The following is a 22,487-nucleotide window of genomic DNA, read 5'->3' as shown; positions in this document are numbered from 1 at the left end:
CTCGCTTACTTTGCCGCGCCGGTTACCAGAGGACAATTTCCTTCGCTTTCGGGCCGATAGGCATCCTTTCCCGCCAGCCTGCTCAGGATTTTATAGTCGTCGAACTTGCCCTTCGATTCCTGCGGGGACTTGACCTGAGCGAGATACATATCGTGAAGTACACGGCCATCTTTCCGAATCGTCACGTCCTTATTGTAGAAGTCATTGACCGGGATTTCGCGCATCTTCGCCGAAACGACTTTAGCTTCATCCGTACCGGCAGCCTTCACCGCTTTCAGGTAGTGGAGCACGCCGGAATAGAGCCCGGTCTGAAGCATGTTTGGCGGGCGCTTTCCGCCCGTACGCTCGAGAAATCGCTTCGTCCAGGCGCGTGTCTCGTCGGTGAGATCCCAGTAGAAAGATGTGGTGAGAACAAGCCCCTGCGCAGTTTGCAAGCCGAGCGATTCGACATCGTTGATATAGATGAGCAGGCCGCCGAGGCGCTGACCACCGCGCTGAATGCCAAACTCCGCAGCCTGCTTGATGGCGGTGATGGTATCGCCCCCCGCTGTCGCAAGGCCGATGATCTTCGCCTTGGACGCCTGCGCCTGGAGCAGGAACGACGAGTAATCCGTGGTCCCCAGCGGCGCGCGAACTGCGCCGAGAATTTTCCCGCCGCCCTGCTCGACAAATTTGGAGGTGTCACGTTCCAGGGCATGACCAAACGCATAATCCGCGGTGATAAAGAACCAGGTGTCGCCACCCTGCTTTAGCGTCTCCATGCCGGTGCTCTTGGCCAGAGCGTAGGTATCGTAGCTGAATTGGACGGTGGTCGGCGAGCAAGCCTTTCCGGTCAGATCGGATGTTGCCGCGCTTGCAGCAATCATCACGCGGTTCTTTTCCCTGGTGACTTCGTTAACCGCGAGCGCGATCCCCGAACCGGTCACGTCGGCGATGGCGTCGACCTGCTCGGTGTCTATCCATTTGCGCGCAATGCCGCCGGCGATGTCTGTCTTGTTCTGGTGGTTGGCAGGTACGATCTCGATACGCTTGCCAAGCACTGTTCCACCGAAATCCTCGACGGCCATCTTTGCCGCTTCAAGGGCCTTCATCCCGGTGATGTCTTCGTAAACACCCGACTGATCATTCATCACCCCGATCTTGACGACATCGTCGGAGACTTGCGCGTGGACGGGCCCCGCTCCAAGCAACGCCAGTCCGATCATCCCTGATTTCAAGACTTTCATCGTTCTCTCCCCCTTGCGCGCCTGCTTTCTGGCGATTTGTTATTTCTTAGGATTTCTGAAGTTCGCGCGAGATGAGCAGTTTCTGCACCTCGCTCGTACCGTCGTATATTTTGAAGACCCGCATATCGCGGTAGAATTTTTCCACGGGATAGTCGTTCAGGAAGCCGTAGCCGCCGTGAATCTGGATAGCTGCCGAAGTGACGCTTTCCGCCATCTCCGACGCAAACAGTTTCGCCATCGAAGCTTCCTTGATGCAGGAAATCCCGAGATCCTTAAGCGACGCCGCGTGAAGATACATTTGACGCGCGACCTCGATCTTGGTCGCCATCTCCGCGAGCTGAAACGCTACCGCCTGATGGTCTATGATCTTCTTGCCGAAGGTTTTGCGTTCCTGCGCATATCGTAAAGCTGCATCGAATGCGGCTTGCGCAACGCCGACAGACTGAGCAGCGACGCCCACGCGTCCACTATCAAGCGCTGAAAGTGCGATCTTCAACCCCTCCCCGGGGCGCCCGAGCACGTCGAAGGCCGGAATTTCCAGATTTTCCAGAACGATCTGGCAAGTATCGCACGAGCGATGTCCGAGCTTTCTTTCCTTGCGCGCGACGATATAGCCCTCCCGCCGCGTGCGGGTCATGAAGCACGATATTCCAGCCTTCCCCGCCGATGCGTCGGTAACAGCAATGATCATCGCGATTTCGGCCGTTTCGCCAGCCGTGATGAAATTCTTTGTGCCGTTGAGGACATAGACATCGCCCCGCTTTTCCGCACGGGTCACAATACTCGCGGCGTCCGAACCGGCCTGGGGTTCGCTCAATAGAAAGGCGGAGATCGCTTCACCGCTCGCGAGCGGACGTAAGAAGCGATCCTTCTGGTCGTCATTGCCGAATGCCAGCAGCCCCGCCGCTACCGGCGAATTCGTAGCGGCCATCATGTTGGCGATGCCGGCGTCCCCGTAGGCGATCGCCTCCATGGCGCTGACATACGACACGAAGTCAGCGCCCGCACCGCCCCACGTTTCCGGAACGCAAACGCCCATCAGGCCCAGCCGTCCCATTTTCGCCAGCGTCTCCAGCGGAACAGCTTCGTCCCTATCCCACTGCGCTGCAAAGGGCGTGATCTCATGGCGCGCGAAGTCCCGCGCCATATCGCGGATGCCGGCCTGTTGCTCATTCAGAAGCATTGTTTCCTCACCTTAAGGCCATCGAACAACGCAGCGCTTTCCAAGTCAACATCAAAATGCAATAATGAATCACTATTCTACTTTATGACGATCCAAAAGCTGGCTTCTGCAGCACAAAAACCCTTGGGAGAGAGGGCTAAAATGAAAGTCATGGAAATTCGCGAGGCATGGGGACTGGAATACCTGCGCCCTGGTGAGCGCCCCGATCCGGCTCCGGGAGAGTTCGACGTCGTGGTCGAAATGCAGGCGGCATCCGTGAATTATCGGGATCTGGTCATGGCGCGTGGCCGGTATGGACGCAAAGGCGGGCAGCTTCCGATGATCCCCGTCTCCGACGGAGCCGGAACAGTTGTCGCAACGGGCAAAGGGGTCACCCGCGTGAAGCCAGGCGACCTCGTTTGTCCCAATTTCGCGCAGAACTGGCTCGCCGGACCGTTTCACGCAAACGTCTGGGCGGGAATGCTTGGCGGATTCCACGACGGCGTCTTGCAGCAGTTCATGCTGCTGCCGGAGACCGGCGTGGTGAAAGCTGCAACGCATTTGAGCGCCGCCGCAGCGGCATCGCTTCCTTGTGCCGCCTTGACGGCTTGGAACGCCATCGTGGATGGCGGCGTGAAGCCAGGAGATACCGTGCTCACGCAAGGCACCGGTGGCGTGTCCCTGTTCGCGCTGCAGTTCGCGAAGATATGCGGCGCACGAGTCATCATCACCTCGTCCAGCGACGAAAAACTCAAGCGAGCATCGGCGATGGGAGCAGATGAGACGATTAATTACCGGACGTTCCCCAATTGGGAAAAGCGAGCCAGGGAAGTCGCAGGCACCGACGGCATCCAACATGTCGTCGAACTCGCCGGAGAGATTGATCGATCGGTCAAGGCCGTCAACGACGGCGGGGTCGTAAGCGTGATTGGCGTTCTGGCTGGCGCGTCCGCCTCGCTGGCATTGGGTCAAGTCGTGACGCGAGCGATACGCCTTCAGGGCGTTACAGCCGGCTCACTGCTTTCATTCGAAAACATGATGCGTGCAATCCAGCAGCATCAACTCGAACCCGCATTCGAGATCGCCGCGCGGAGAATGGAAGATGCACCGCATGTGATTGCCGCTATCGCCCAAGGCTCCCATTTCGGAAAGATCTGCATGGAATTCGGGAGGACGCAGTGACGGACCCAGATAATTCAATCATTTGCGAACGCCGCGGCCGGACAGCCTGGATTCGGCTGAACAGGCCAAAAACATTGAATGCACTGACGATAGAGATGGTCAATTCATTCGAAAGCCATCTGGCCGAACTGGAACGCGATGAAACGCTTTGTGCGCTTGTCGTGGCGGGCAGCGAACGCGCATTTTCGGCAGGCGCCGATCTCAAGGAGCTGCAACAACGTGCCGATGGGTCGGGCTATGAAAGCGGCCCGGGGACGTTTTCCGATCGCCTCAACACCTTTCTGTGTCGGCTGGAAGAATTTCCTTTGCCGGTGATTGCGGCAGTACGCGGCTGGGCCATGGCTGGTGGCCTGGAAATCGTTTTGGCCTGCGACTTGCTGATCGCCGGGGAAAGCGCGCGGTTCGGCGACGCCCACGCGAACTATGGACTGTTGCCCGGCGGCGGCAGTTCCGTCCGATTGCCCCGCAAGGTTGGACCGATGCGCGCGCGTGAGATGATGTTCACCGGAGACTCGTACCCGGCGGCCGATATGAAGCTCGCCGGTCTCGTCACCACTGTGGTTGCTGATGCCGCAGTGGAAGACGAGGCCGGGCAACTTGCCGATCGCCTGGCTCAGCGGAGCCCGGCCGGATTGCGCCGCATGAAGTCCCTTCTCACCTACTCGGCGGAACAGCCGAAAGAGGCGGCATTGCGCATGGAACAATTGCAATGGGCTTTGCACGCCACATCCCACGATTTGCGCGAAGGCATCTCTGCCTTCCGCCAAAAGCGCACACCACTGTTTACCGGCAATTGATCGGAGTAACGCTGTATGAGCCAGATGAGAACACAGAGCACTCCTTCGAGGATTGCTCCATTTTCGATTTCCATTCCAGAAGCAGACATCGAGGATTTGCGACAGCGGCTCAAATCGACCCGCTATCCGCGCACGTCGCCCAATGCAGGCTGGCGATACGGGACCGACAGGTCCTTCATGGAGAAGTTGATCGCGCACTGGCTGGAGAAGTACGACTGGCGGTCGACCGAGCGTCGCCTGAATCGCTTTCCTCAGTTTGTCACTAATATCGACGGTTATGACATCCATTTCATCCATGAGCGAGGTAGCGGAACGAATCCACTTCCTCTTGTTCTGACTCACGGCTGGCCGGGATCGTTTGTGGAATTCGACTCCATCATCGAACCTCTGGCTCATCCGGAGCGGTTTGGCGGAAGCGCCGATGACGCGTTCGACGTGATCGTTCCCAGCATTCCGGGTTATGGTTGGTCTTCTCCGCCGCCGCGCCCGATTACGACACGGGATATCGCACCGCTTTGGAACAAGCTCATGGTCGACGTCCTGGGATACCCAAGCTATGTCGCGCAGGGCGGCGACTGGGGAAGCCTCATCGCTTCGTGGCTGGGTGTTGATTTCACCAAACACACAAAGGCGATTCACATCAACATCATGGGCTTGCGGCCCTTCACCGGCGACGGCAGCGCGCCCTTCGACGCCGATGAAACCAGATGGCTCGCAAAAGCGCGTGATCGACTACGCCGAGAGAGCGGGTATCAAGCCATCCAGGGCACAAAGCCGCAAACACTCGCCTTCGGCCTGACGGACTCACCTGCCGGACTTGCGGCATGGATCATCGAGAAATTTCACGGCTGGAGCGAAAGCCCAAACGACATTCCGCCGTTCACGCTCGACCAACTCATCGACAATGTCATGATCTATTGGTTCACCCAGTCCATTCATACCTCGACCTGGCTTTATACTGCAGCCAGGCTCGAAGGCGGGATGGGCCTTGGAAAGGACGAAAAAGTTACCGCCCCTACAGGATTCATGGCCTGCCCGTTCGACCTGTTTCCGCCTCCGCCTTCATCATGGGTCAAGCGGACATACAATCTCGCCCACCGGACGGATCTTGCCTCAGGCGGTCACTTCATCGCTTACGAACGCGGGAATGATCTGGTGGCAGACATTCGAAAGTTCTCCAGGAGCTATCGATAATCAAGCTCAATCGAAAAGAGCACGCTGAATAAACTTGTTGTACGTCGCAAGGACCTTCGGCGGTGGCTCCTGAACCACCCCGTTGGCCTTGGCATAGCGCTGTGCAAGATAAACGCGTGACGCCATGACGATATATGCGACTGTTTCCAGCTCGTCCGGACTAAATGCGCGCAGTTCGTTCCGATTCTGGCTACGCTCAAAGCTGCGCACCAACCCCGACGTCATCAGGTCGAAGTAAATGGCATGCGCCTTCGGAGCCATCACTTCAGATTCGTTGAGCAAGCGATGGTACCATGGGTGCTCATCGAGAAACGCGAAGTAAGCGCGCAGACGCTGCTCTTCACGCTCTGCTCCGACAACATCCCGATCGACCCGCTCCTGGACGAACGACATCAAGGTGTGGCCCATGGCGGGCAAGAGCTGGTCGAAGAATTCCTGTCGGGACTTGAAGTGCCTGTAAAATGTTCCCAATGCGACCTTAGCCCGCGCTGTGATGCGAGCAATCGAAGCGCCCTCATAACCATAGCGCCCCACGGTTCGGGCGCCCGCTTGAATAAGTTTATTCCGGGTTTCTTCTGAACGCTCCTCGCGCGTGCGGCGTGCAGAACGCTTCTTGGCAGCAGGCTTGCGCGTCAGAGTCATAAGATTGATTTTCCGCCGGACAGCAATAAATGTGAAGTTTCCATTCGCATAATCTGCAAAATCGCTATGAACACAAGGGGGATTTGCCTCTCGCTTTCACGCAGTGCGCCTGTTGATTCGTCGCGGACGTCCGCTAAAAACAACGTCTCTCCGGTCAATTCGCGCCTACTTCTGAACGAGGTCCGGGAATGTTTTGGGGCTCGCCCATTCGCAGGCAGAAATGGCACTCAAGCAGAATGCAGTATCTTGCGATAAGACCTAAGTCTGGAAACCAACGCCGCCATAGGCAAGATGGATACACTGATTAAGGAAAGCGTCATTTTCTAATAAGTCGCCAACTGACTCCATTTCGGCCATTTTCATATCAGCCGCCGACTGACTCCATTTGCAGATTTTGCTTATCAGTTAGCTGACTGACTCCACTTCAGTTCTTTCTTTATCAGTTCGCCAGCTGACTCATTTCGATAAATCCCAAAATCAAGAACTGATAGCATTCCATGTTTCTACTCGGTTGCGTAATCGACTGACACATCACTCTGCCTTTGCTCGCATTATAGCCCACATACTATTCCCGGACATGGATAAATCCGCGAACGTTTTTCCATCAACGATCCGATTGGTAGCAGACGCAACTTCACGCATAATTTGCTGGATCACGTACTCAGATCTGTCCGGGCAATCATCGCAATGGTCCGTTCGTGACCTTCCTGCACAAGAGATTGGCTCGAGCGGGCCATCTGGCGCCGTCGCAGTCTAGCGAAGCATCAGTCGGTCAGCTGGAAAAGCCTGAGGAAGCGTGCAGCAATCCATAGTGGGGGGAGCACGAGTACCAAGAAGGCGAGCAACGTGAACCGCGCTGCGAGTTTGAACGATCGGAACTTGCGTTGCGCGATGCGCGCGTTGACGGAGATCTGCACGCTCAAGTCCTCGAGATAACCTTTGGTGCAGCTCTGGTTGGCGCCGGGCTTGTAGCATTGTTCTGCCTGGACCGCGAAGTCACGAACCGGCACCTCGGCGATATGCTCCCAATAGAGAAGACTCTTCGTATCGTTTTCCGGCTCGTGGAAGTCACCCAACAGCTTCGGCAAGAACGACAATATGCAGGTTATTCCTGCCAATCCGAACAGCGGCAACGCGAACAAGAACGCCTTGTCGTACCCGAACGGCAGAGATGCCGTACCCGTCACCAACGAGATGGAGCCGAGTATCCAAGCCGATGTGAACGTCAGCAGCGCTGCATTCTTTGTTTCGGCGAACTTCACGAAATCGACCGTGCGTGTGAGCTGCGCCGACAGCAGCTTCTCGAAGGCTTCCTCTTGATCGTCTTTCATCGTGATTGTCGCTCCTTGACGGTCAGTCTGGCCGAAATGCGCGGAACCGGCATCCCACGCTGTTCACCTCCACAACCAATGCTGTTGATAAGCCGAGCGGTATTTTGCCGAAGTTCCTGTTTTGTTCTAAGGAATAGAGACGAATACCGCTAAAATCCGGGGATTACAACACCGCTACGCTGGAACTCCGCGACACCGACACCACCTAGAATTGCGCCGTCAGTAACCTGAACGGCCGAGGAAACCGTAGAGGACGACCATGGCAACCCGCAGTTGGAATAAGGACCGCGCGCAGAAACGGATCGACGCCAAGATCGACGCGATGCCGCTCAAGGACATCGAGATCAAGGAATACGTCAAGGACACCAACCTCGAGAACCTGTCGAGCACGACGGCTTACCGCGTCGATGGGGTTCACCTCTACGCCGATATTCTCAACCTCAAGGACATGTTGAACGTCACGACAGTCGAGGGCGAGACCTGTCACAAGCGGACGCTGCGCTTCTTGAACCTTCATTACCGCGCTGTTCACCGCATCATCGCAAGGGTCGACGCGATCCGAGTCGATTTCCATAATCAGCGGCTTCATTCCGTTGTGGCCAAGCCCTACGACGACGAAACAAAGCGCGTGCACCGCGCTGTCGCGATGGGCCAGTTGATTATCGATGTGTTGGCCCAGACCGGTGAAGACGCGGATCATCCGGCTGCGAAGGTGCGTATCGGCATCGACACCGGCAAGGCCCTGGCCGTTAACAACGGTCGTCGCGGTCATCGTGAACCGTTGTTCTTGGGCGAACCGGCGAACTACGCCGCGAAGCGCTCGGGGGGCGGCACCGCGACTGGCATCTACCTGACCAACAAGGCCCGCAAAGCCATCGGTCTCCCTGACGCCAGCGATGTCGATAAGACCGCGCTGACGCCTGACGAGATTGCGACGAGCCAGAAGAAGGCCAACCTCGACGTCACGGCCGACGAGATTGTCAAGGAGTGGAAGGAAGACCTGAAAGGCAACCCAATCGGCGCCTTCGAGTTCAGCGGTCATACGCCGCCCTACAGCTCGCTCGATATCGAAGCACTTTCTGCCAAGAACTCCCGCCGCCAGGACGCAACGTCGGTGTATGCGGACCTTGACGGGTTCACGGCATATGTCGGCAAGAACATCTCGACGAACGAGACCGCGAAGCATGTCGTCCGGTCGCTGCACGTGCTGCGCAGTGAACTGGATGCGGCTCTGCATACGGATTTCAGTGGCCGCAAGGTGCGCTTCATCGGCGATTGCGTGCATGGACTGCTGGTCGAAGGTACAGCGCAAACCACCGACGCCGAGGAAACGATCAGCAACATGACGCTTTGTGCGGGCGCGCTGCGCAGCAGCTTCAACCTCGCCTTGGAGCGTCTGAAGGCGAAGGGCACTGACGCCTCGAGCCTTGGGTTGGCGATCGGATTCGACTACGGCCCCATGACGGTCACACGTTTGGGTATGAAGGGCGATTTGATCCGCTGTTCCGTGAGCCGGGGCGTCCTGCAGTCCGAAAAAGAGCAAGCGTCTTGCACGGGCACTGACACGGCAATCGGCCAGAAGGCGTACGACAGCGGAAACGACGCCGTGCGCGCGATCTTCGGAGAAAAGCGCAAGCGCTCGAACCTGACGTATGACGTCGCGCTGAACGAGTTGGCGGCCAAGAACGATAAGGCGGCCAAGGCGACAAAAGCATTGTCCGCATCGAGCCTGCTGCAGCCGGCATCCGCCGCAGCCGCGCCGCTCAGTTTTCCCAATCGTCCTGCCGGGCCGACCAAGCCGGGCGGGTTCGCCTAATGTGGTATCTGACCGATATTCCTCGCTACAAGGCCGAAAAGGACAGCATTCGAGCGCTCGCTTCGCAGGAAGGTCAAATACATCCGGTGAACTGGAGGATGAGTGACAGAGGTCGACTCATCCTCGATGTCGATATCGTTGTCGGCAACCGCACTTTCGAAGCCTTCCTGCAGTATCCGGCGCAATATCCCGAACTTCCGCCGTCGATTTATCCGCGCGATGAGAAAAGCCGCTGGTCGAATCATCAGTATGGCACCGGAGGTGAGCTTTGCCTTGAGTACCGGCCGGACAACTGGACGACTGATCTGACCGGCGCCGACATGCTGGCGAGCGCTTATCGATTGTTATCGACCGAGAACCCGACCGAAGGTCCTGTGGTGGTTGCGCGATCAGCACATGAGGAATCGCTAGGTCAGTCCTTGCGAATTGATTATCTGCGGTTCGTGCACACTCGAAGACTTGATGATTTTCTTGCGAGCGTAGCCGTAGGCCAGATGCTCCAAGCGAACATCCTGGTTCATTATCGTTCTGAGTGCGCGGTCTATCTCGTCGACAAGGTGACGAAGGCAGGCGGGGAGATCTGGAAGAATCCTGACATACCCGATGGTTTAGGTAGCGAAACCTACGAGCGAACCATTTCAGTCATGCGAGTGGCCGAGGATGCTCCGCTACCACCGACAACAGGTGCGCCAGAGTTTCATGTCGCAGCCGAAGCATTGGGGTTCGGCGCGGACGAAAAAAGCATGATCATATTGAGAGGTGGCGGCGTTCACTGCTTCCTGCTCAATGACAAGACGGTGTTCAAGTTTTCGCCTATTCCCGCCGAAACTGAGATGCCCCGCGTTGATAAGTCCCACGCCGTTCTGCGTGGCAAAAGCGTGACGCTGGTAGGCTGCGGGTCTCTTGGTAGCAAGATCGCGACCAGTCTCGCGCGAGCGGGGGTTGCGGACTTCTTCCTTGTCGACGACGACGTGCTGCTTCCGGACAATATGGTGAGGAACGATCTTGACTGGAGGGATGTTGGCGTACACAAGGCGCGCGCTCTAGCGAACCGCATCAAGAACGTTAATCCTGCAGCCCAAGTGCATGTACGCTGTTTTCGTTTTGCGGGGCAAGAAGCGAGCGAAAGCGCGGAGACGGCTCTAGCGTCGTTGCTCCGCCGCGATCTTGTGATCGATGCAACAGCAAACCCATCCGTATTCAATTTGCTATCGTCGGTTGTTGAGAAGAAAAAGAAACCGATGGTCTGGGGCGAGGTATTCGGCGGCGGCTTTGGGGGGCTTATTGCGCGATACCGCCCCGGCATTGAGCCTCCGCCGGTTTTGATGCGCCGCGCGATCGAGAATTGGTTTGGCGAGAGGGATTATCGTCCTGAAAGAACAGGCCGCGATTATGCCACTGGCGGTGATGGTCCATCGATGATCGCTGACGATGCTGACGTCGCGAGCATCGCTGCGGCGACGACGAGATTAGCAATTGATGTGTTGATTGGCCGCAATCCGTCTTATTTTCCATCGTCGGTATATGCCATCGGGCTTGCGCCTGAACCTGGGCTGTTCACCCAGGCATTTGAGACATTTCCACTAGAGATGCCTCCGTCACCAATACCAGCCCTTGCGGCTGAATTGACGCCGGAAGAGATCAAGGTGGAGGCTGAAGAAATCATTAAGTTGATAAGTGCGACATGAAGTTGCTTATACCGGCCGAACTGATCCTACGCCTTCAGCCGGAGCTACGTCGTGGCGGTCGCAAGGAAATCGGCGGCGTGTTGGTCGGAGAGCACGTCGAGCGATCGATTTTTCGAATTGTCGATCTTTCGGTGCAGCATACCGGTGGCACAGCGGTGCATTTCGTTCGCGACGAAAAGCAAAGCAAGGTGTTTTTGGAAAAGTTCTTCGAGCGCGTCGGTAATGACTACCAGCGTTTCAATTACATTGGTGAATGGCACTCGCATCCATCATTCGAACCGTTCCCGAGCGGAGAAGATCATGCGACGATGCGCCAGATCGTTTCCGACCCGACGGTCGGCGTGAACTTTGCGATCCTCATTATCGCAACTTTGGCACCGCGATCGATGCTCAAGCTGTCAGCAACAGCATACCGTGCAAGCGGAGACCCGATCGAAATCGATGTGCAAATCGAAGGAGAGCTGCCGAAGAAGCGCGGCTTGATACAGTGGGTTACCGATCTTTTCCGATCGTGAAGGTGCGCACTCCGAGCCGCTTTACGAGCGCGCGAACGGCGTCGCACGCTGGAGTGATACGCGCGTCAACCGTGCTGACATCCCCCGCCTCATACGGGATCAATGTGAGCCCGTGCAAATCCGAAGGGAGTTTGAGGTCCTTGACCTTGGGGTGAACCAAGATCGTGCGATAGCGGGTGAGCTTTCCCATGAACAGGCCCAGCTCGAACAGAACGTTGTCGCGAACCGTAGGCGCGCGTGTTCCCCGCGATACTGAAATATCATCAGGTTCGGCAATGGCAACGGCGAAATCGGATTCGCTGACCTGCTTCTCGAGAGCTTCAAGCGGATAGCCACCAGCGAAGAATACGCCCTCATTCCACACAGTGCTGAACACGTCTTTCTCAAGCCCTGACCGTAAAGCGTTCGCAACGGGAAGCGCTTCCGAGGATGAGACCACGAACAGCTTGGGAGCTTCATTCGGTGGATAGATTGTCTTGTTGCGCTGATGCAGTCTTTTCGACAGCTCCTGCGCGATTGGCAAAAAGATCTGAGGATAAGCTTCGCCAACTCTCAAGAAAGTGGCGCTTGAAAGTCTCAGAACCACAGCCGGTTCGAGCACAGATACAGTTGCCGAACGCGGAAGAGACGGTTCGATAGCGGCCATCTCGCCGACATGCTGACCTGCCGTGCGGGTGGCGACCTGAGCGCCGTTGACCACGATGGCCACCACGCCAGAAATCAGCAGATAAATCTCATTATCTTCCGCGTTTTGGACGATGATGTTCTCGCCGGCTTTGAACTCAATCAGTTCGCCGGCGTCCGCAAGCGCGGTGGCAATGTCTGACCGCCCGCCGGCAAAGTCTTGCTTGCGGAGTGATGCAACAAGCTGCGGCCTGTTGTCGGCGCCTTCAAATCTCTCCTTCATCCTCCGGTCCTAGGCATTGGTTTAACTGAGTTGGTGTGGGCGGCCGGAGTCGAATCGGCACGGGCCTTGCGGGCCCTAGGGATTGCCGTTGATGCGTTTCTTGAGCCGCCTAAAGACGGCGACGGCGGTGCACATGCTCTTGATATATTCCAGATTGTCAAGAACGGTACCGGTTTCTTGCGAAAGATGATAAGAGAAAGGTTCTTTCTGGCTCTGCCGGCGCCTACGTAGAAAAGTCTCAGTTGTAGCGACTGTTCGAGAAGGTCTCGGTGTCGCAAAGCATCACGAGCGTATTGTCACACCCAAGCCCTTTCGACTTGTGAACAGTGCTGATGCTTCGCTGAGCTGGCTTCGGATGGAAGAATGATCGGCGGCGTGAGATCTATTTGCGAACCCTGCGTCCATGTCGTCGAACCTTGGCGTCATCCCGAGTCTCACACTCACCCGCCAACCCAGCCTTACCACTCAGTGTTATTCTTTTGTCTCTTGCACCCGACTCACAAAAACGGGAATTCTGCAATGGTTGGACAGAAATTTTCTGACCAATTTGGAAAGGAAACGGTTCGATTCCGATCTCTATAGAAGCTCAGCGCGTTTAAAAAGCCGCCAATAGCGGGCCTCTCTCTCACCAAAGAAAGAAAATCTCTCAAATCCGGACTGGATGGCTGGCGACGCAGTGCCGATCGCGGCCGTCTCTGGGTGAACTCCCTGCTAACAGGGAATTTTACAGGGAAATCTGCGATTTTCCGGCTCGAGCGGGCGACTTTTAGAGCAGAAACCGCTGTACCGTATTGATTTTTGGGAAATTCCCTAGACAAACGAACAGGGAATAAATCTTAGAGATCAGGGAATTCTTGCAGGGATAACAGGGATTTTCGAAGTGCCGTTGGTTGCTACCGCTTCTTTAGTTCAAATAGTTACTCTAGGGCCCAACTCCGCGGTACAGCGGCCGCGCACGGTGAGGCCGCTCCTTAAGGCCACCTATTGCGAACCGCCAAGGAACGGCACAAGCACTTCGCTCAATTCATCGGGTGCTTCTTCCGGCACGAGATGACCGCAATCGGCGATAATGTGAGATGTTACGTTTTGGGCAACAAGGCTCACGCTTTCCGCTACCTCCGGCCCCCTCCCTCGACCGGCGCCGCCACTAACGGTTAGCGTTGGTATCCGCAGCTTGCCGTGTTTAGCAATCATTTGCGATGCGAATGCGTTGGACTGTTCGACCGATCGATAATATTCGAAGCCTGCTCGCATGGCGCCTGGCTGCGAGTAAGTCCGCACATACTCAGCGAGATCGTCCGCTCCGACAGCGCCTGCACGTTCGCTATACTCCTGATAGAACCAATTCAAATACGCGGCCTCTCTGCCCGCGGTCAGCGCTTCAGGCAAATCGGGGGTCCGATGAAAAGCATGATGCCATCGCAAACCGCCCTGATTGCCCCCGGCGGCGCGCCCGTCTCCAGGGAGAACAACGTCGATAACTGCGAACCGCCGCACACGAAGGCGCGCGAGCAAACATACAGCGAAGGCGACCGGCCCTCCCCAGTCATGCCCAACAATTGAAAAACGTTCGATCCCGAGCTGGTCGAGCAGCTCGATGATATCGCTAGCAACACTCTTGATATCGTATCCCGCCGCTGGTCGAGAACTATCCCCAAGCCCCCGCATGTCGGGCGCTAACACGCGATGGCGGCTTTCAAACTTAGGGATGACATGCCGCCACGCATGCGACGTGTGTGGCCAGCCATGAAGCAAAAGCACAACGTCGCTTCCACGCCCCGCCTCAAGATAGTGCATGCGGATCTGGCTCAGCTCAGCATAACGATGAGAAGTCATGTGGATTCATTTCCGAGTTGACGACCTTGTCTACGCGTCGCCCATCAATTATTTCGACCCAAGAGGGTTAGCGCCCCGGCGCAGACATTATCAATGACGCCGGTTGTAGATCGGCAAGTGTTGGATAGCCATCCACCGCCATCAAGAGGTCCGCCTCGGCAAGGATGCATTTCAAGACGTGAACGATGCCGTCCACGCCATCGAGAGCCAGCCCGTAGGCATATGGCCGGCCAATGCCGACTGCTGCAGCACCCAATGCCAGCGCTTTGATGACATCCGTGCCGGAGCGCACACCTGAGTCAAACAAGACCGGTGCATTACCTGACGCTTTGACAACGCCGGGCAGTAGATCAATCGCGGCAAGACCGCCATTGGCCTGCCGTCCGCCGTGATTTGAACAGTAAATGCCGTCGACACCACCGTCGATTGCACGCCTCGCGTCGTCAGGATGACAAATGCCTTTCACAATCAAAGGAAGCTTTGTCAAAGACCGGAGCCAGGGCAGATCGTCCCATGTCAATGGATTACCGAAAATTTTCGCCCATTGCATGACGGCAGCGCTCGGGTCCTGCTCCGGAGGCTTGGCGAGCAGGCTTCGGAACACCGGGTCCGAAACGTAATTGGCGAGACAATAGCCCCTCAGCTGCGGAAAGTTCGCCTGCTTAAGGTCGCGCGGACGCCATCCTGTAACCCACGTATCGAGAGTTACCACAATTCCCTTGAAGCCTGCGGCCTCGGCGCGGTGCACAAGACTTTCGGCAACCGCCCGGTTTGTCGGCGTATAGAGCTGAAAAAACCGGGTGTATCGCCAAATTCAGAAGCAACTTGCTCCAATGGAGTTTCACTCAGTGTCGATGCAACCATAGGCACACCGATCGCTCGGGCAGCGCGGGCGGTCGCGATATCTCCCCGGCCGTCTTGCGCGCAGATACCGATGACGCCGATTGGACTCATGAACAAAGGTGTCGGAAGCAACATCCCAAACAGATTGATGGACATGTCACGTTTGGCAGCGCCGACGAACATCCGGGGCATTAGCCCCCATCGCTCAAAAGCGGTGACGTTGAGATTTTGAGTATGCTCGTTGCCGCAGCCGCCCGCAACGTAAGACACAACACTTGGCGGCATGGCCGCGTGGGCTCGTGCTTCAAGTTCGCTGAAATTAACCGGAAGTTTTGGCAGCCGTCCGCTAAGGCCAGCGCCGTATATTTCGGTTTGGTACTCGCCGTAGTGAGCCAAAGTACTCTCCAGCATTTTGATGATTAAGGGCGAGCGCGCAACGCGTGTCTCGGACAATCAGTGATCATGGCCCACGAGCGAACCGTCACTCCGGCGAAGAAGGGTTTCGGGAGAAACTGTCTTCACGTCGTGGACGCCGGTCAAAGCCATCGAGGTGTCCAACTCCTTGCCGAGAATGCCAAGCATTTCCTCGACCCGCCTCTGCCCTCCCGACGCAAGAGCATAAAGATAGGCCCTTCCGATCATGCATGCCTTGGCTCCCAAGGCCAGAGCTTTTAAAACATCTTGCCCGGAGCGAACGCCTCCATCGAACAGGACTTCGGTCGCGCCTCCGACCGCATCAGCGATCGCGGGCAAAGCTGCGATGGATGAACTCGCGCCATCCAATTGCCGGCCCCCGTGATTCGAAACCACGATGGCATCGGCTCCGCGCTCCACCGCCTCTCTCGCATCGCGTTCATCGAGTAGTCCTTTGATGACAAGTTTTCCCGGCCAGATACTCCGAACCCAATCGACGTCATCCCAAGTGAGAGACGGATCGAACTGGCCGCCGACCCAATGCGCAAGGGAGGCCAGCCCTTCCTCGGCCGCTGGGGCGCCCTCCAGATTGCCAAATGACCGCCGCCGTCCAGCCAGGACGCCCAGCGCCCATCTCGGCTTCGAGGCGATATCGAATGCGTTTGCGAAGGTCAGTCTTGGCGGAATGCTGAGGCCATTTTTGATGTCGCGATGCCGCTGGCCGCCGACTTGCAAGTCAACCGTCAGTACGAGCGCCGAGCATTTCGCCGCGACCGCACGCTCAACAAGCGACCGCGTAAATCCGCGGTCGCGCATGACATAGAGTTGAAACCAGAACGGCGTTTTTACCGCCGCCCGCACATCCTCGATCGAGCATATCGACATTGTGCTCAGGCAGAACGGAATTCCCGCATTCTCTGCGGCGCGCGCTCCGTGTATTTCGCCGTCCGCGTAAAACAGACCGCCAAGACCCGTCGGCGCAATGATCAGAGGTAAACTCACATCGCTGCCAACGATCCGGGTTTTTATCGAGCGACGGGACATGTCGACCATAACGCGCTGACTGAGGCGCAGGCTTTCTAGATCGCGCCGGTTGGCCCGCAATGTCATCTCGTCATAGGAGCCACCATCACCGTACTCGAAAATCGAACGCGGTATCTTGCGCCGCGCAACCTCGCGAAAGTCCTGTACATTGGTAAAGGCCATGATTATGCGGCCGTTTCCCTGGCACGCCGCGCCTCATAAGCTTTCACATGTGCATAAGCCGCGCCAAGAAACGAACGCGGAGCAGCTACTCCTCCGCGGCTAAGCATATCCCCCAAAATATGATCGCCCTCGGTCGGTGCCCCCTTCTCGATATCACGTAGCATGGACGCCATTAGCGGCGAGCCGCGTGTCGTAAACGCCGTGCGGGCCCATTCGACAAAGGCCGGACGTGGCTCAAATCCCTTCTTGACGGCAATCGCTGTGCATTCCTCAAAGAGCGCGAGCACAAGATCGGTCGCATCTGCATTGACCATGTCGCCCACAGACGCACGCATCAGGCATGTGGAGCCCGCCCCGGTGGCGATGAAAACCCATTTCTCCCACATCTCCTGCATGATGTTATCGCTGGGCTGCGCGACAAAGCCGGCGTCCGAAAGCGTCTTGGCAATTTCAGCGTATTTCTTGGGTTCCTTCGATTGTGGACCAAAGGTCAGCGTGTGCAGGTCGTTAAGATGAAGTATCTCACCCCCAGGAGAAAGAGTCGCCGAGATCGCACACTGACCGCCAAAAACCTTTTCCGCGCCAAACCGCGCGGTCAGCAAATCAACATGCCGCAGACCGTTCAACAGTGGAATGATTATAGTGTCCTTGCCAACTGCGGGAGCAAACGACTGCATCGCCTCGTCGAGATCGTAGGCCTTGCAGCTCAGGATGATAATATCGAATGGCTGGCTCAGCCTGTCGGCCGTAACGGTCGGCGGTGCAGGTAAATGAAGATCGCCGAGCTTGCTTTTGACGGTAAGGCCGCCTTTCGCGAGCGCGGCAGCGCGCTTCGGCCTGACAAGAAACGTAACGTCACGGCCTGCAGCCAACAGCCTTGTACCGAAGTACCCACCGAGCGCTCCCGCTCCGATCACCAATATCCGCACACTCTTCTCCTTGCTGAAACCCGGTGCAATGCGCCGGTGCTATTGTACAAATCGCCGGGCGCTTGCGAGCCCCGGTGTTGATTCACATGTCAATCAGCAGCGCTGATGAGGCTACCGATCGGCTCCCAGTTCTTGCCGGTAAATCGCTGCAACTGGAGCGAAGTCCACGCCTGATGGTTGGTCGGGCTGGTGTTGATAGTGATGCCCGGCGCGGCCATCCCCGGCGCGAAATCCTTCAAGCTCAAAGCCTGCTTGATGATATTCTCGCGGGAAAGATCGTTACCGCACTGCTTTAGAATCTGCTCGAGGATTTGCCCCTGAATAGCTCCAAGGGTATATGCGGCTTCACCCACATCTCCCGTCGGCAGATATTTCGAAAGAAATGCGCGATATTCCTTTGTGGCGCTGTCGTCCGCCCAGCGTGGATCTGTCGCATCTTTCTGGAACGTTCCGGATATGACGCCCGTTGAATTCTCAATGCCCGCCGGCGCAAGCGTGCCTGCGATCGAGCTCGACGGATAGTTGACGAGCGTAAGCGGCTTCCAGCCGATTTCTCCGGCTTTCCGCAGAGCCTGTGCCGTGAATTTGGGCGTTCCGCCAATGAACAAGGCCTGAGCCCCGGAGCTTTTTAGGCTTACGATCTGAGAATCTACGGTGGGATCGGTGGTCTCGTAAGCCTTTGCTGTCACCAATTTATCGAAATCGTCTTTCAGATAAGACTTGAATGCCGAGACCAGATCTTTTCCCATATCGTCGTTCTGATACAGAATAGCGATGCGCGCCCCCGGCAGCTTCTGGCTGATGTACTTCACGTAGACCTTACCCTCGGTGTCGAAGCTAGGCAGACCAGTTGTGGTGTAAGGATACTCAGCGTAATTTGTGAACTTATTTCCGCCCGTCACAATGAAAAGCTGCGGCACCTTCTTCATGTTGACGTACTTGACCGTCGCGGAAAGACTTGCCGTACCCAGCGGACTGAACAACAGTGCGACTTCATCGCTCTCGACTAGCTTGCGAGTTTGTTCAACCGACTTGCTCGGCGTGTAGGCATCATCCAGCGCCACGAGCTTGATCTTCCGGCCGTTCACGCCGCCCCGGTCGTTGATGAGATCGATATAACCCATAAACGCTTTACCGACATTTCCAAGTGAAGACGCTGGACCGCTGAATGGAAAAGTGGATCCGACAGTGATCTCTTTCGTTGTAACGCCAGGCTGATCGCCCGCACTCACCGCGCTTGATGACAAACCCGCCAAGAGAACGCTTACCAAAACACCCGTTGATCGAAGTCCCGTCCGAAACATAAGATCCTCCTGGGATCAGGCGCACAGAGCGCCGAAATGACGTTTCCATTTTTGCGTCCCGCATCTGCGGCGGGATTTCGTCTTTTTCTTCAGCCGCCGGACGATCAAACAACGCTAAGCCCGGGCAATAGTCTCCTTTCGCGCTGGCGCATGGCGCGCAGTTCGTGCACCTCCCGTTCCTATTTATGAATCGATCAGGCGCCGTCGAAGAGCCGTGACCAGTCGGCCACGGCTTCCCCCGCGTTAGTCCCGATAGCGAGACCCTTTCGCATCGAGCTCGCGACGATAAGCGTCGAACGAATCCTGGCCAAACGAGGTCGTCTCATCAAAACCCTTGGCAACTTCCGCCTGCATCTGACGTGCCGTCTTGCGCAACACATCTTCAGAAAGCGGCCGATGGTTCTTTCCGAACGCTGCAGTAGTGACTTGCACTTCACACGCCCGCTGCAGAATACTCATGCGAAACATCGCCTCCGCTGCCGTTTTTCCGCAAGCCAGCAGTCCGTGATGCCGCAAGATCATGTAGTTCTTGTCGCCGAGCGACTTCACCAATCTTGTTCGCTCATCCAGATCGGTCGAGATGCCCTCAAAATCATGGTATGCAACCTGATCATAGAGCATCGCACCGTAGAAACTGTGATGTGATAGTCCATCCTCTGTACATGCAACTGCAACGCCTGCTGTGGTGTGAGTGTGCGCGATGAAATGAGCATCCTCCCGCGCGGCATGAATGGCAGAATGGATCGTAAAACCCGGAGCATTCACACGCCCCGGCACGTCCACAACCTTATTGCCGTCAAGGTCGATCTTGATGAGGTTGGAAACGGTAACTTCGTTGTATTGCAGACCAAACGAGTTAATCAGGAAATGACGATTTGGGCCGGGCACGCGCGCCGTGATGTGGTTGTAGATATGCTCCGTCCATCCGTGATCGTAGAAAATGTGGTAAAGCGCAGCGAGATCCTCACGAACCAGCCTTTCTTCCGCGGTCATCGCGTTGCGAATCGCGTTTTCCGGCGACCTCTGGATATTCATCATTAGCTCCCTGAAGATTTATTTTCGGCTGACGTTTACTGCGCGATCAATTGAGCAGATCCGGCTGCTCCCTCACGATCTTGGAATAGAGAGTCTGGAACTGGAACCATCCCGTAAACGGTGACCCGAGCACGTTGAACGCCTGCTGCGCCGAGCTCTTGGAAATAACCTTGAGATCCTGTCCCGTCCGGGCGGCAGCCGCTTCTGCGACAAGCTGAACCTGGCAGGAGCGCTCCATGGTGATGAACCACCAGACTGCTTCATCGACAGTTTGGCCGACTGTCAGCAACCCGTGATTTTGCAGAATTGCCGCCTTGTGAGGCCCGAGCGCTTTCGCGATTTGCTGCCCCTCATCCAGCTCGACTGCGACCCCACCGTAGTCCTCATAGAGCGCGTGATCGTTGTAAAAAGCGCACGCATCTTGCGTAACAGCGTCGAGCTTTTTGCCAAGCGTTGCGAAAGCGCGTCCATACATGGAGTGCGAATGAGCAGCACCTACCGACTCCGGACGCGCGGCATGAACACTGGCGTGGATCGCAAAGGCCGCCGCATTCACCGGGTGATTGCCCTCGACAACCTGCCCCTTGTGATCGACACGAATGAGGTCCGAGGCTTTGATCTGGCTAAAGCTCATGCCAAAGCCGTTCACCCAGAAGGTATCTGTAAATTCAGGATCACGCGCTGTAATATGACCAGCAACACCCTCATCGAAGCCAAATTTGGCAAACAGCCGGAAGCCTGCCGCCAGCCGTTCCTTACGATGCTGCCGTTCTTCGGCCAGCGTTGCGAACACCGGTGGCTGCGGCAATCCTCGGTTTATCTTTTCCGCTGCACTCGTCCCGTGATCATGTTTGTATGGCGCATTCATCGGCGTTCTCCCTCGGTACGCGCGTTTGGCGGGGCGGTATATGCGTGGCGTCAACAAGAAGCCGGCCGCACCGCACCTACAAACCGGTTATTGTTCTTTGTTGAACTCGCCTTCAAGGCTGAGGCATAACTGCCAACATGACAATTGAATTCGACTGCTGATTGCTGAAGCAGGTTCAACCCGAGGAATGGTGAAGATGTCCCATATGCTTCCTCCGCTTGTGAGCCTGCGCGCATTTGAAGCGGTCGCAAGATTTGGCAGCGTAAAACTCGCATCCGAAAACTTGAACCTGACACCTTCAGCAATCAGCCATCAAGTTCGTGCACTAGAGGCACATTTCGGGGTTCAATTGGTCAAGCCGAGTGGACGAGGTATTGCGCTTACGGAAATGGGATCTGTTTATGCGACAGCGGTGATGAATGCCTTCAATGAATTGTTTCGTGCGAGCGATCTCCTTGACACGCGAAGGCACGATAAGATCGTACGAGTTAGTGTTACACCGACATTCGCAACGCTCGCAGCATTACCCAACCTAGCGAACTTCCGCGCCGCTAATCCCGACATCGATTTGAGACTTGAAGCGAGAAATACACCAGTCAACTTTGAAAATGATCCGATTGACGCAGCCGTACAACTTGGGACGCCGCCATTTCCCGGCTTGATATTTCATCGTTTGCTTCATTCTCGCACTATGCCATGCGCCGAGCGAAGCCTCATCGAAAAGTACGGCCCTGTTCGTGACGCAAAAGATCTCGCGAAAATCCCGTTAATCGAGTTCGCTACGGCCCCGGGAAGTTGGCGCGCCTGGTTCAATGAAAGGGCGCCAGAACTGTCATCGATAGACCCGAAATTGTTGGGCGACAGTTTGCTGACAGGTATCCAAATGGCGAGATCTGGCATGGGAGCAATCCTCGCTCCATTTCCTCTCGTATCTTCAATGATCACGAGCGGCGCCCTCACCGCCATTACCATCTGGCCCCCAACGCCACTGGGCGAGAGGGATTTCTATTTCACGTACAGAAAGGTCGATGCTGCTTCGGAAAAAATAAAGGCCGTGCACAAATGGTTGAAGCAGGCGGCGCGCGGTCTCGAAACTGAAGCGGCCGAACTAGGTATCTGACGGATGCTGGCGTCTGTTAGATCGATTTAAGCCAAGACAGCAAGATGCGGCGATAGCTTCTCGACAGTTATGAGGCTCGTCATCGTACGTCCCACGCTTCCAGTATTTCAGCGACTTCCGCTACTTCGATTTGCATCGAAAACCGGTTGGCATAGAGCTTCATCAAGGCATCATGCGTCTCGTGTGATGAGCTTGCTAGAGCGTCACGAGCGAGAACCAAGATCGACGGCACTTAGTACAGTCGCTAGCACACAAACGTCCCGCAAATACAGCAGCAATAATCCGCAGCGCGACAAGCAGGCGCTGATAGACGTTATCCGTGCTGCCCGGCTCGATATAGAGTGTTCTGTCGCCGAGTTTTCCAAGCCAGGCGCGAACCCTTGGTCGTCATCTGATCGGAGTAGACCGATTAGGGTTGCCGTTCGGCAGGAAGACGAGCACTTTTCGCTCGCGCTCTTGAGGAAGTCTGATA

The 22,487-nt window shown here is 56.3% G+C and carries 18 protein-coding genes and 2 pseudogenes; 7 read left to right on the top strand and 13 right to left on the bottom strand.

Annotation, left to right across the window (positions count from 1 at the left end; genetic code table 11):
* Nucleotides 1–5 precede the first annotated feature (5 nt).
* Nucleotides 6–1,226 carry an ABC transporter substrate-binding protein gene (locus I554_RS0113300; protein ID WP_024576583.1) on the bottom strand — a complete coding sequence of 407 codons (1,221 nt, stop codon included), beginning with the start codon at nt 1,224–1,226 and terminating at the stop codon, nt 6–8.
* A gap of 46 nt (nt 1,227–1,272) precedes the next feature.
* The gene (locus I554_RS0113295; RefSeq protein WP_024576584.1) at nt 1,273–2,409 is read right to left on the bottom strand and encodes an acyl-CoA dehydrogenase family protein; all 1,137 of its coding nucleotides are present in this window, start codon (nt 2,407–2,409) and stop codon (nt 1,273–1,275) included.
* On the opposite strand from I554_RS0113295, the gene I554_RS0113290 reads away from it, so the two are divergent.
* The 3 genes from I554_RS0113290 to I554_RS0113280 are packed head-to-tail and all read left to right on the top strand — an operon-like array spanning nt 2,350 to nt 5,561.
* Nucleotides 2,350–3,570, top strand: coding sequence for an NAD(P)-dependent alcohol dehydrogenase (locus tag I554_RS0113290; protein ID WP_204366237.1), 1,221 nt, complete (start codon nt 2,350–2,352; stop codon nt 3,568–3,570). The genes I554_RS0113295 and I554_RS0113290 overlap by 60 nt on opposite strands.
* Nucleotides 3,567–4,367, top strand: coding sequence for an enoyl-CoA hydratase/isomerase family protein (locus I554_RS0113285; RefSeq protein WP_024576586.1), 801 nt, complete (start codon nt 3,567–3,569; stop codon nt 4,365–4,367). The genes I554_RS0113290 and I554_RS0113285 overlap by 4 nt, the downstream gene beginning before the upstream one ends.
* Before the next feature lie 15 nt (nt 4,368–4,382).
* Nucleotides 4,383–5,561, top strand: coding sequence for an epoxide hydrolase family protein (locus I554_RS0113280; RefSeq protein ID WP_081710780.1), 1,179 nt, complete (start codon nt 4,383–4,385; stop codon nt 5,559–5,561).
* Between the two features lie 6 nt (nt 5,562–5,567).
* Here the strand turns inward: I554_RS0113280 and I554_RS25595 are convergent, their stop codons facing one another.
* Together I554_RS25595 and I554_RS0113265 are read right to left on the bottom strand one after the other, a co-directional pair.
* Nucleotides 5,568–6,203: a TetR/AcrR family transcriptional regulator gene (locus I554_RS25595; RefSeq protein ID WP_024576588.1), complete on the bottom strand. Its 636-nt coding sequence runs from the start codon at nt 6,201–6,203 to the stop codon at nt 5,568–5,570.
* A 764-nt stretch (nt 6,204–6,967) separates the two neighbouring features.
* Nucleotides 6,968–7,534 (bottom strand): Pycsar system effector family protein, encoded by a 567-nt coding sequence (locus tag I554_RS0113265; protein ID WP_024576589.1) that lies wholly within the window; start codon nt 7,532–7,534, stop codon nt 6,968–6,970.
* Between the two features lie 259 nt (nt 7,535–7,793).
* Here I554_RS0113265 and I554_RS0113260 point away from each other — a divergent pair, with 259 nt between their 5' ends.
* The 3 genes from I554_RS0113260 to I554_RS0113250 are packed head-to-tail and all read left to right on the top strand — an operon-like array spanning nt 7,794 to nt 11,553.
* Complete coding sequence (locus tag I554_RS0113260) at nt 7,794–9,350, top strand: adenylate/guanylate cyclase domain-containing protein (RefSeq protein WP_024576590.1); 1,557 nt, start codon at nt 7,794–7,796, stop codon at nt 9,348–9,350.
* Nucleotides 9,350–11,038, top strand: a complete 1,689-nt coding sequence (locus I554_RS0113255) for a ThiF family adenylyltransferase (RefSeq protein WP_024576591.1) — start codon at nt 9,350–9,352, stop codon at nt 11,036–11,038. Before I554_RS0113260 ends, I554_RS0113255 begins: the two co-directional genes overlap by 1 nt.
* Complete coding sequence (locus tag I554_RS0113250) at nt 11,035–11,553, top strand: Mov34/MPN/PAD-1 family protein (protein ID WP_024576592.1); 519 nt, start codon at nt 11,035–11,037, stop codon at nt 11,551–11,553. The genes I554_RS0113255 and I554_RS0113250 overlap by 4 nt, the downstream gene beginning before the upstream one ends.
* Here the strand turns inward: I554_RS0113250 and I554_RS0113245 are convergent.
* The 8 genes and pseudogenes from I554_RS0113245 to I554_RS0113205 form a co-directional block, all read right to left on the bottom strand.
* Nucleotides 11,531–12,460, bottom strand: coding sequence for a TIR domain-containing protein (locus I554_RS0113245; RefSeq protein WP_024576593.1), 930 nt, complete (start codon nt 12,458–12,460; stop codon nt 11,531–11,533). The two genes, I554_RS0113250 and I554_RS0113245, sit on opposite strands and share 23 nt — an antisense overlap.
* Nucleotides 12,461–13,441: 981 nt before the next feature.
* Complete coding sequence (locus I554_RS0113235; RefSeq protein WP_024576595.1) at nt 13,442–14,296, bottom strand: alpha/beta hydrolase; 855 nt, start codon at nt 14,294–14,296, stop codon at nt 13,442–13,444.
* Nucleotides 14,297–14,363: 67 nt separating this feature from the next.
* Nucleotides 14,364–15,424: pseudogene (locus I554_RS25590) on the bottom strand (alpha-hydroxy-acid oxidizing protein).
* A gap of 168 nt (nt 15,425–15,592) precedes the next feature.
* A complete protein-coding gene (locus I554_RS0113225) occupies nt 15,593–16,762 on the bottom strand; it encodes an alpha-hydroxy acid oxidase (RefSeq protein ID WP_152527677.1) in 1,170 nt (389 codons plus the stop codon).
* Nucleotides 16,762–17,688 (bottom strand): ketopantoate reductase family protein, encoded by a 927-nt coding sequence (locus tag I554_RS0113220; RefSeq protein WP_024576597.1) that lies wholly within the window; start codon nt 17,686–17,688, stop codon nt 16,762–16,764. The genes I554_RS0113225 and I554_RS0113220 overlap by 1 nt, the downstream gene beginning before the upstream one ends.
* 89 nt (nt 17,689–17,777) lie before the next feature.
* The gene (locus I554_RS0113215; RefSeq protein WP_029659557.1) at nt 17,778–18,992 is read right to left on the bottom strand and encodes an ABC transporter substrate-binding protein; all 1,215 of its coding nucleotides are present in this window, start codon (nt 18,990–18,992) and stop codon (nt 17,778–17,780) included.
* A gap of 243 nt (nt 18,993–19,235) precedes the next feature.
* Nucleotides 19,236–20,027, bottom strand: coding sequence for a class II aldolase/adducin family protein (locus I554_RS0113210; RefSeq protein ID WP_051358638.1), 792 nt, complete (start codon nt 20,025–20,027; stop codon nt 19,236–19,238).
* A 46-nt stretch (nt 20,028–20,073) separates the two neighbouring features.
* Nucleotides 20,074–20,895: a class II aldolase/adducin family protein gene (locus I554_RS0113205; protein WP_024576600.1), complete on the bottom strand. Its 822-nt coding sequence runs from the start codon at nt 20,893–20,895 to the stop codon at nt 20,074–20,076.
* A gap of 196 nt (nt 20,896–21,091) precedes the next feature.
* Here I554_RS0113205 and I554_RS26395 point away from each other — a divergent pair, with 196 nt between their 5' ends.
* Nucleotides 21,092–22,015: a LysR substrate-binding domain-containing protein gene (locus tag I554_RS26395; RefSeq protein ID WP_192817738.1), complete on the top strand. Its 924-nt coding sequence runs from the start codon at nt 21,092–21,094 to the stop codon at nt 22,013–22,015.
* A gap of 79 nt (nt 22,016–22,094) precedes the next feature.
* On the opposite strand, the pseudogene I554_RS27585 reads toward I554_RS26395, so the two are convergent.
* Nucleotides 22,095–22,275: pseudogene (locus I554_RS27585) on the bottom strand (cysteine hydrolase); the annotation flags it as partial.
* Nucleotides 22,276–22,487 lie beyond the last annotated feature (212 nt).

The sequence above is a fragment of the Afipia sp. OHSU_II-C1 genome, assembly GCF_000497575.1.
Lineage (GTDB): Bacteria > Pseudomonadota > Alphaproteobacteria > Rhizobiales > Xanthobacteraceae > Afipia.
Note: the sequence above shows the minus strand (reverse complement) of the source record. Positions and strands in the feature narration are given on the sequence as shown.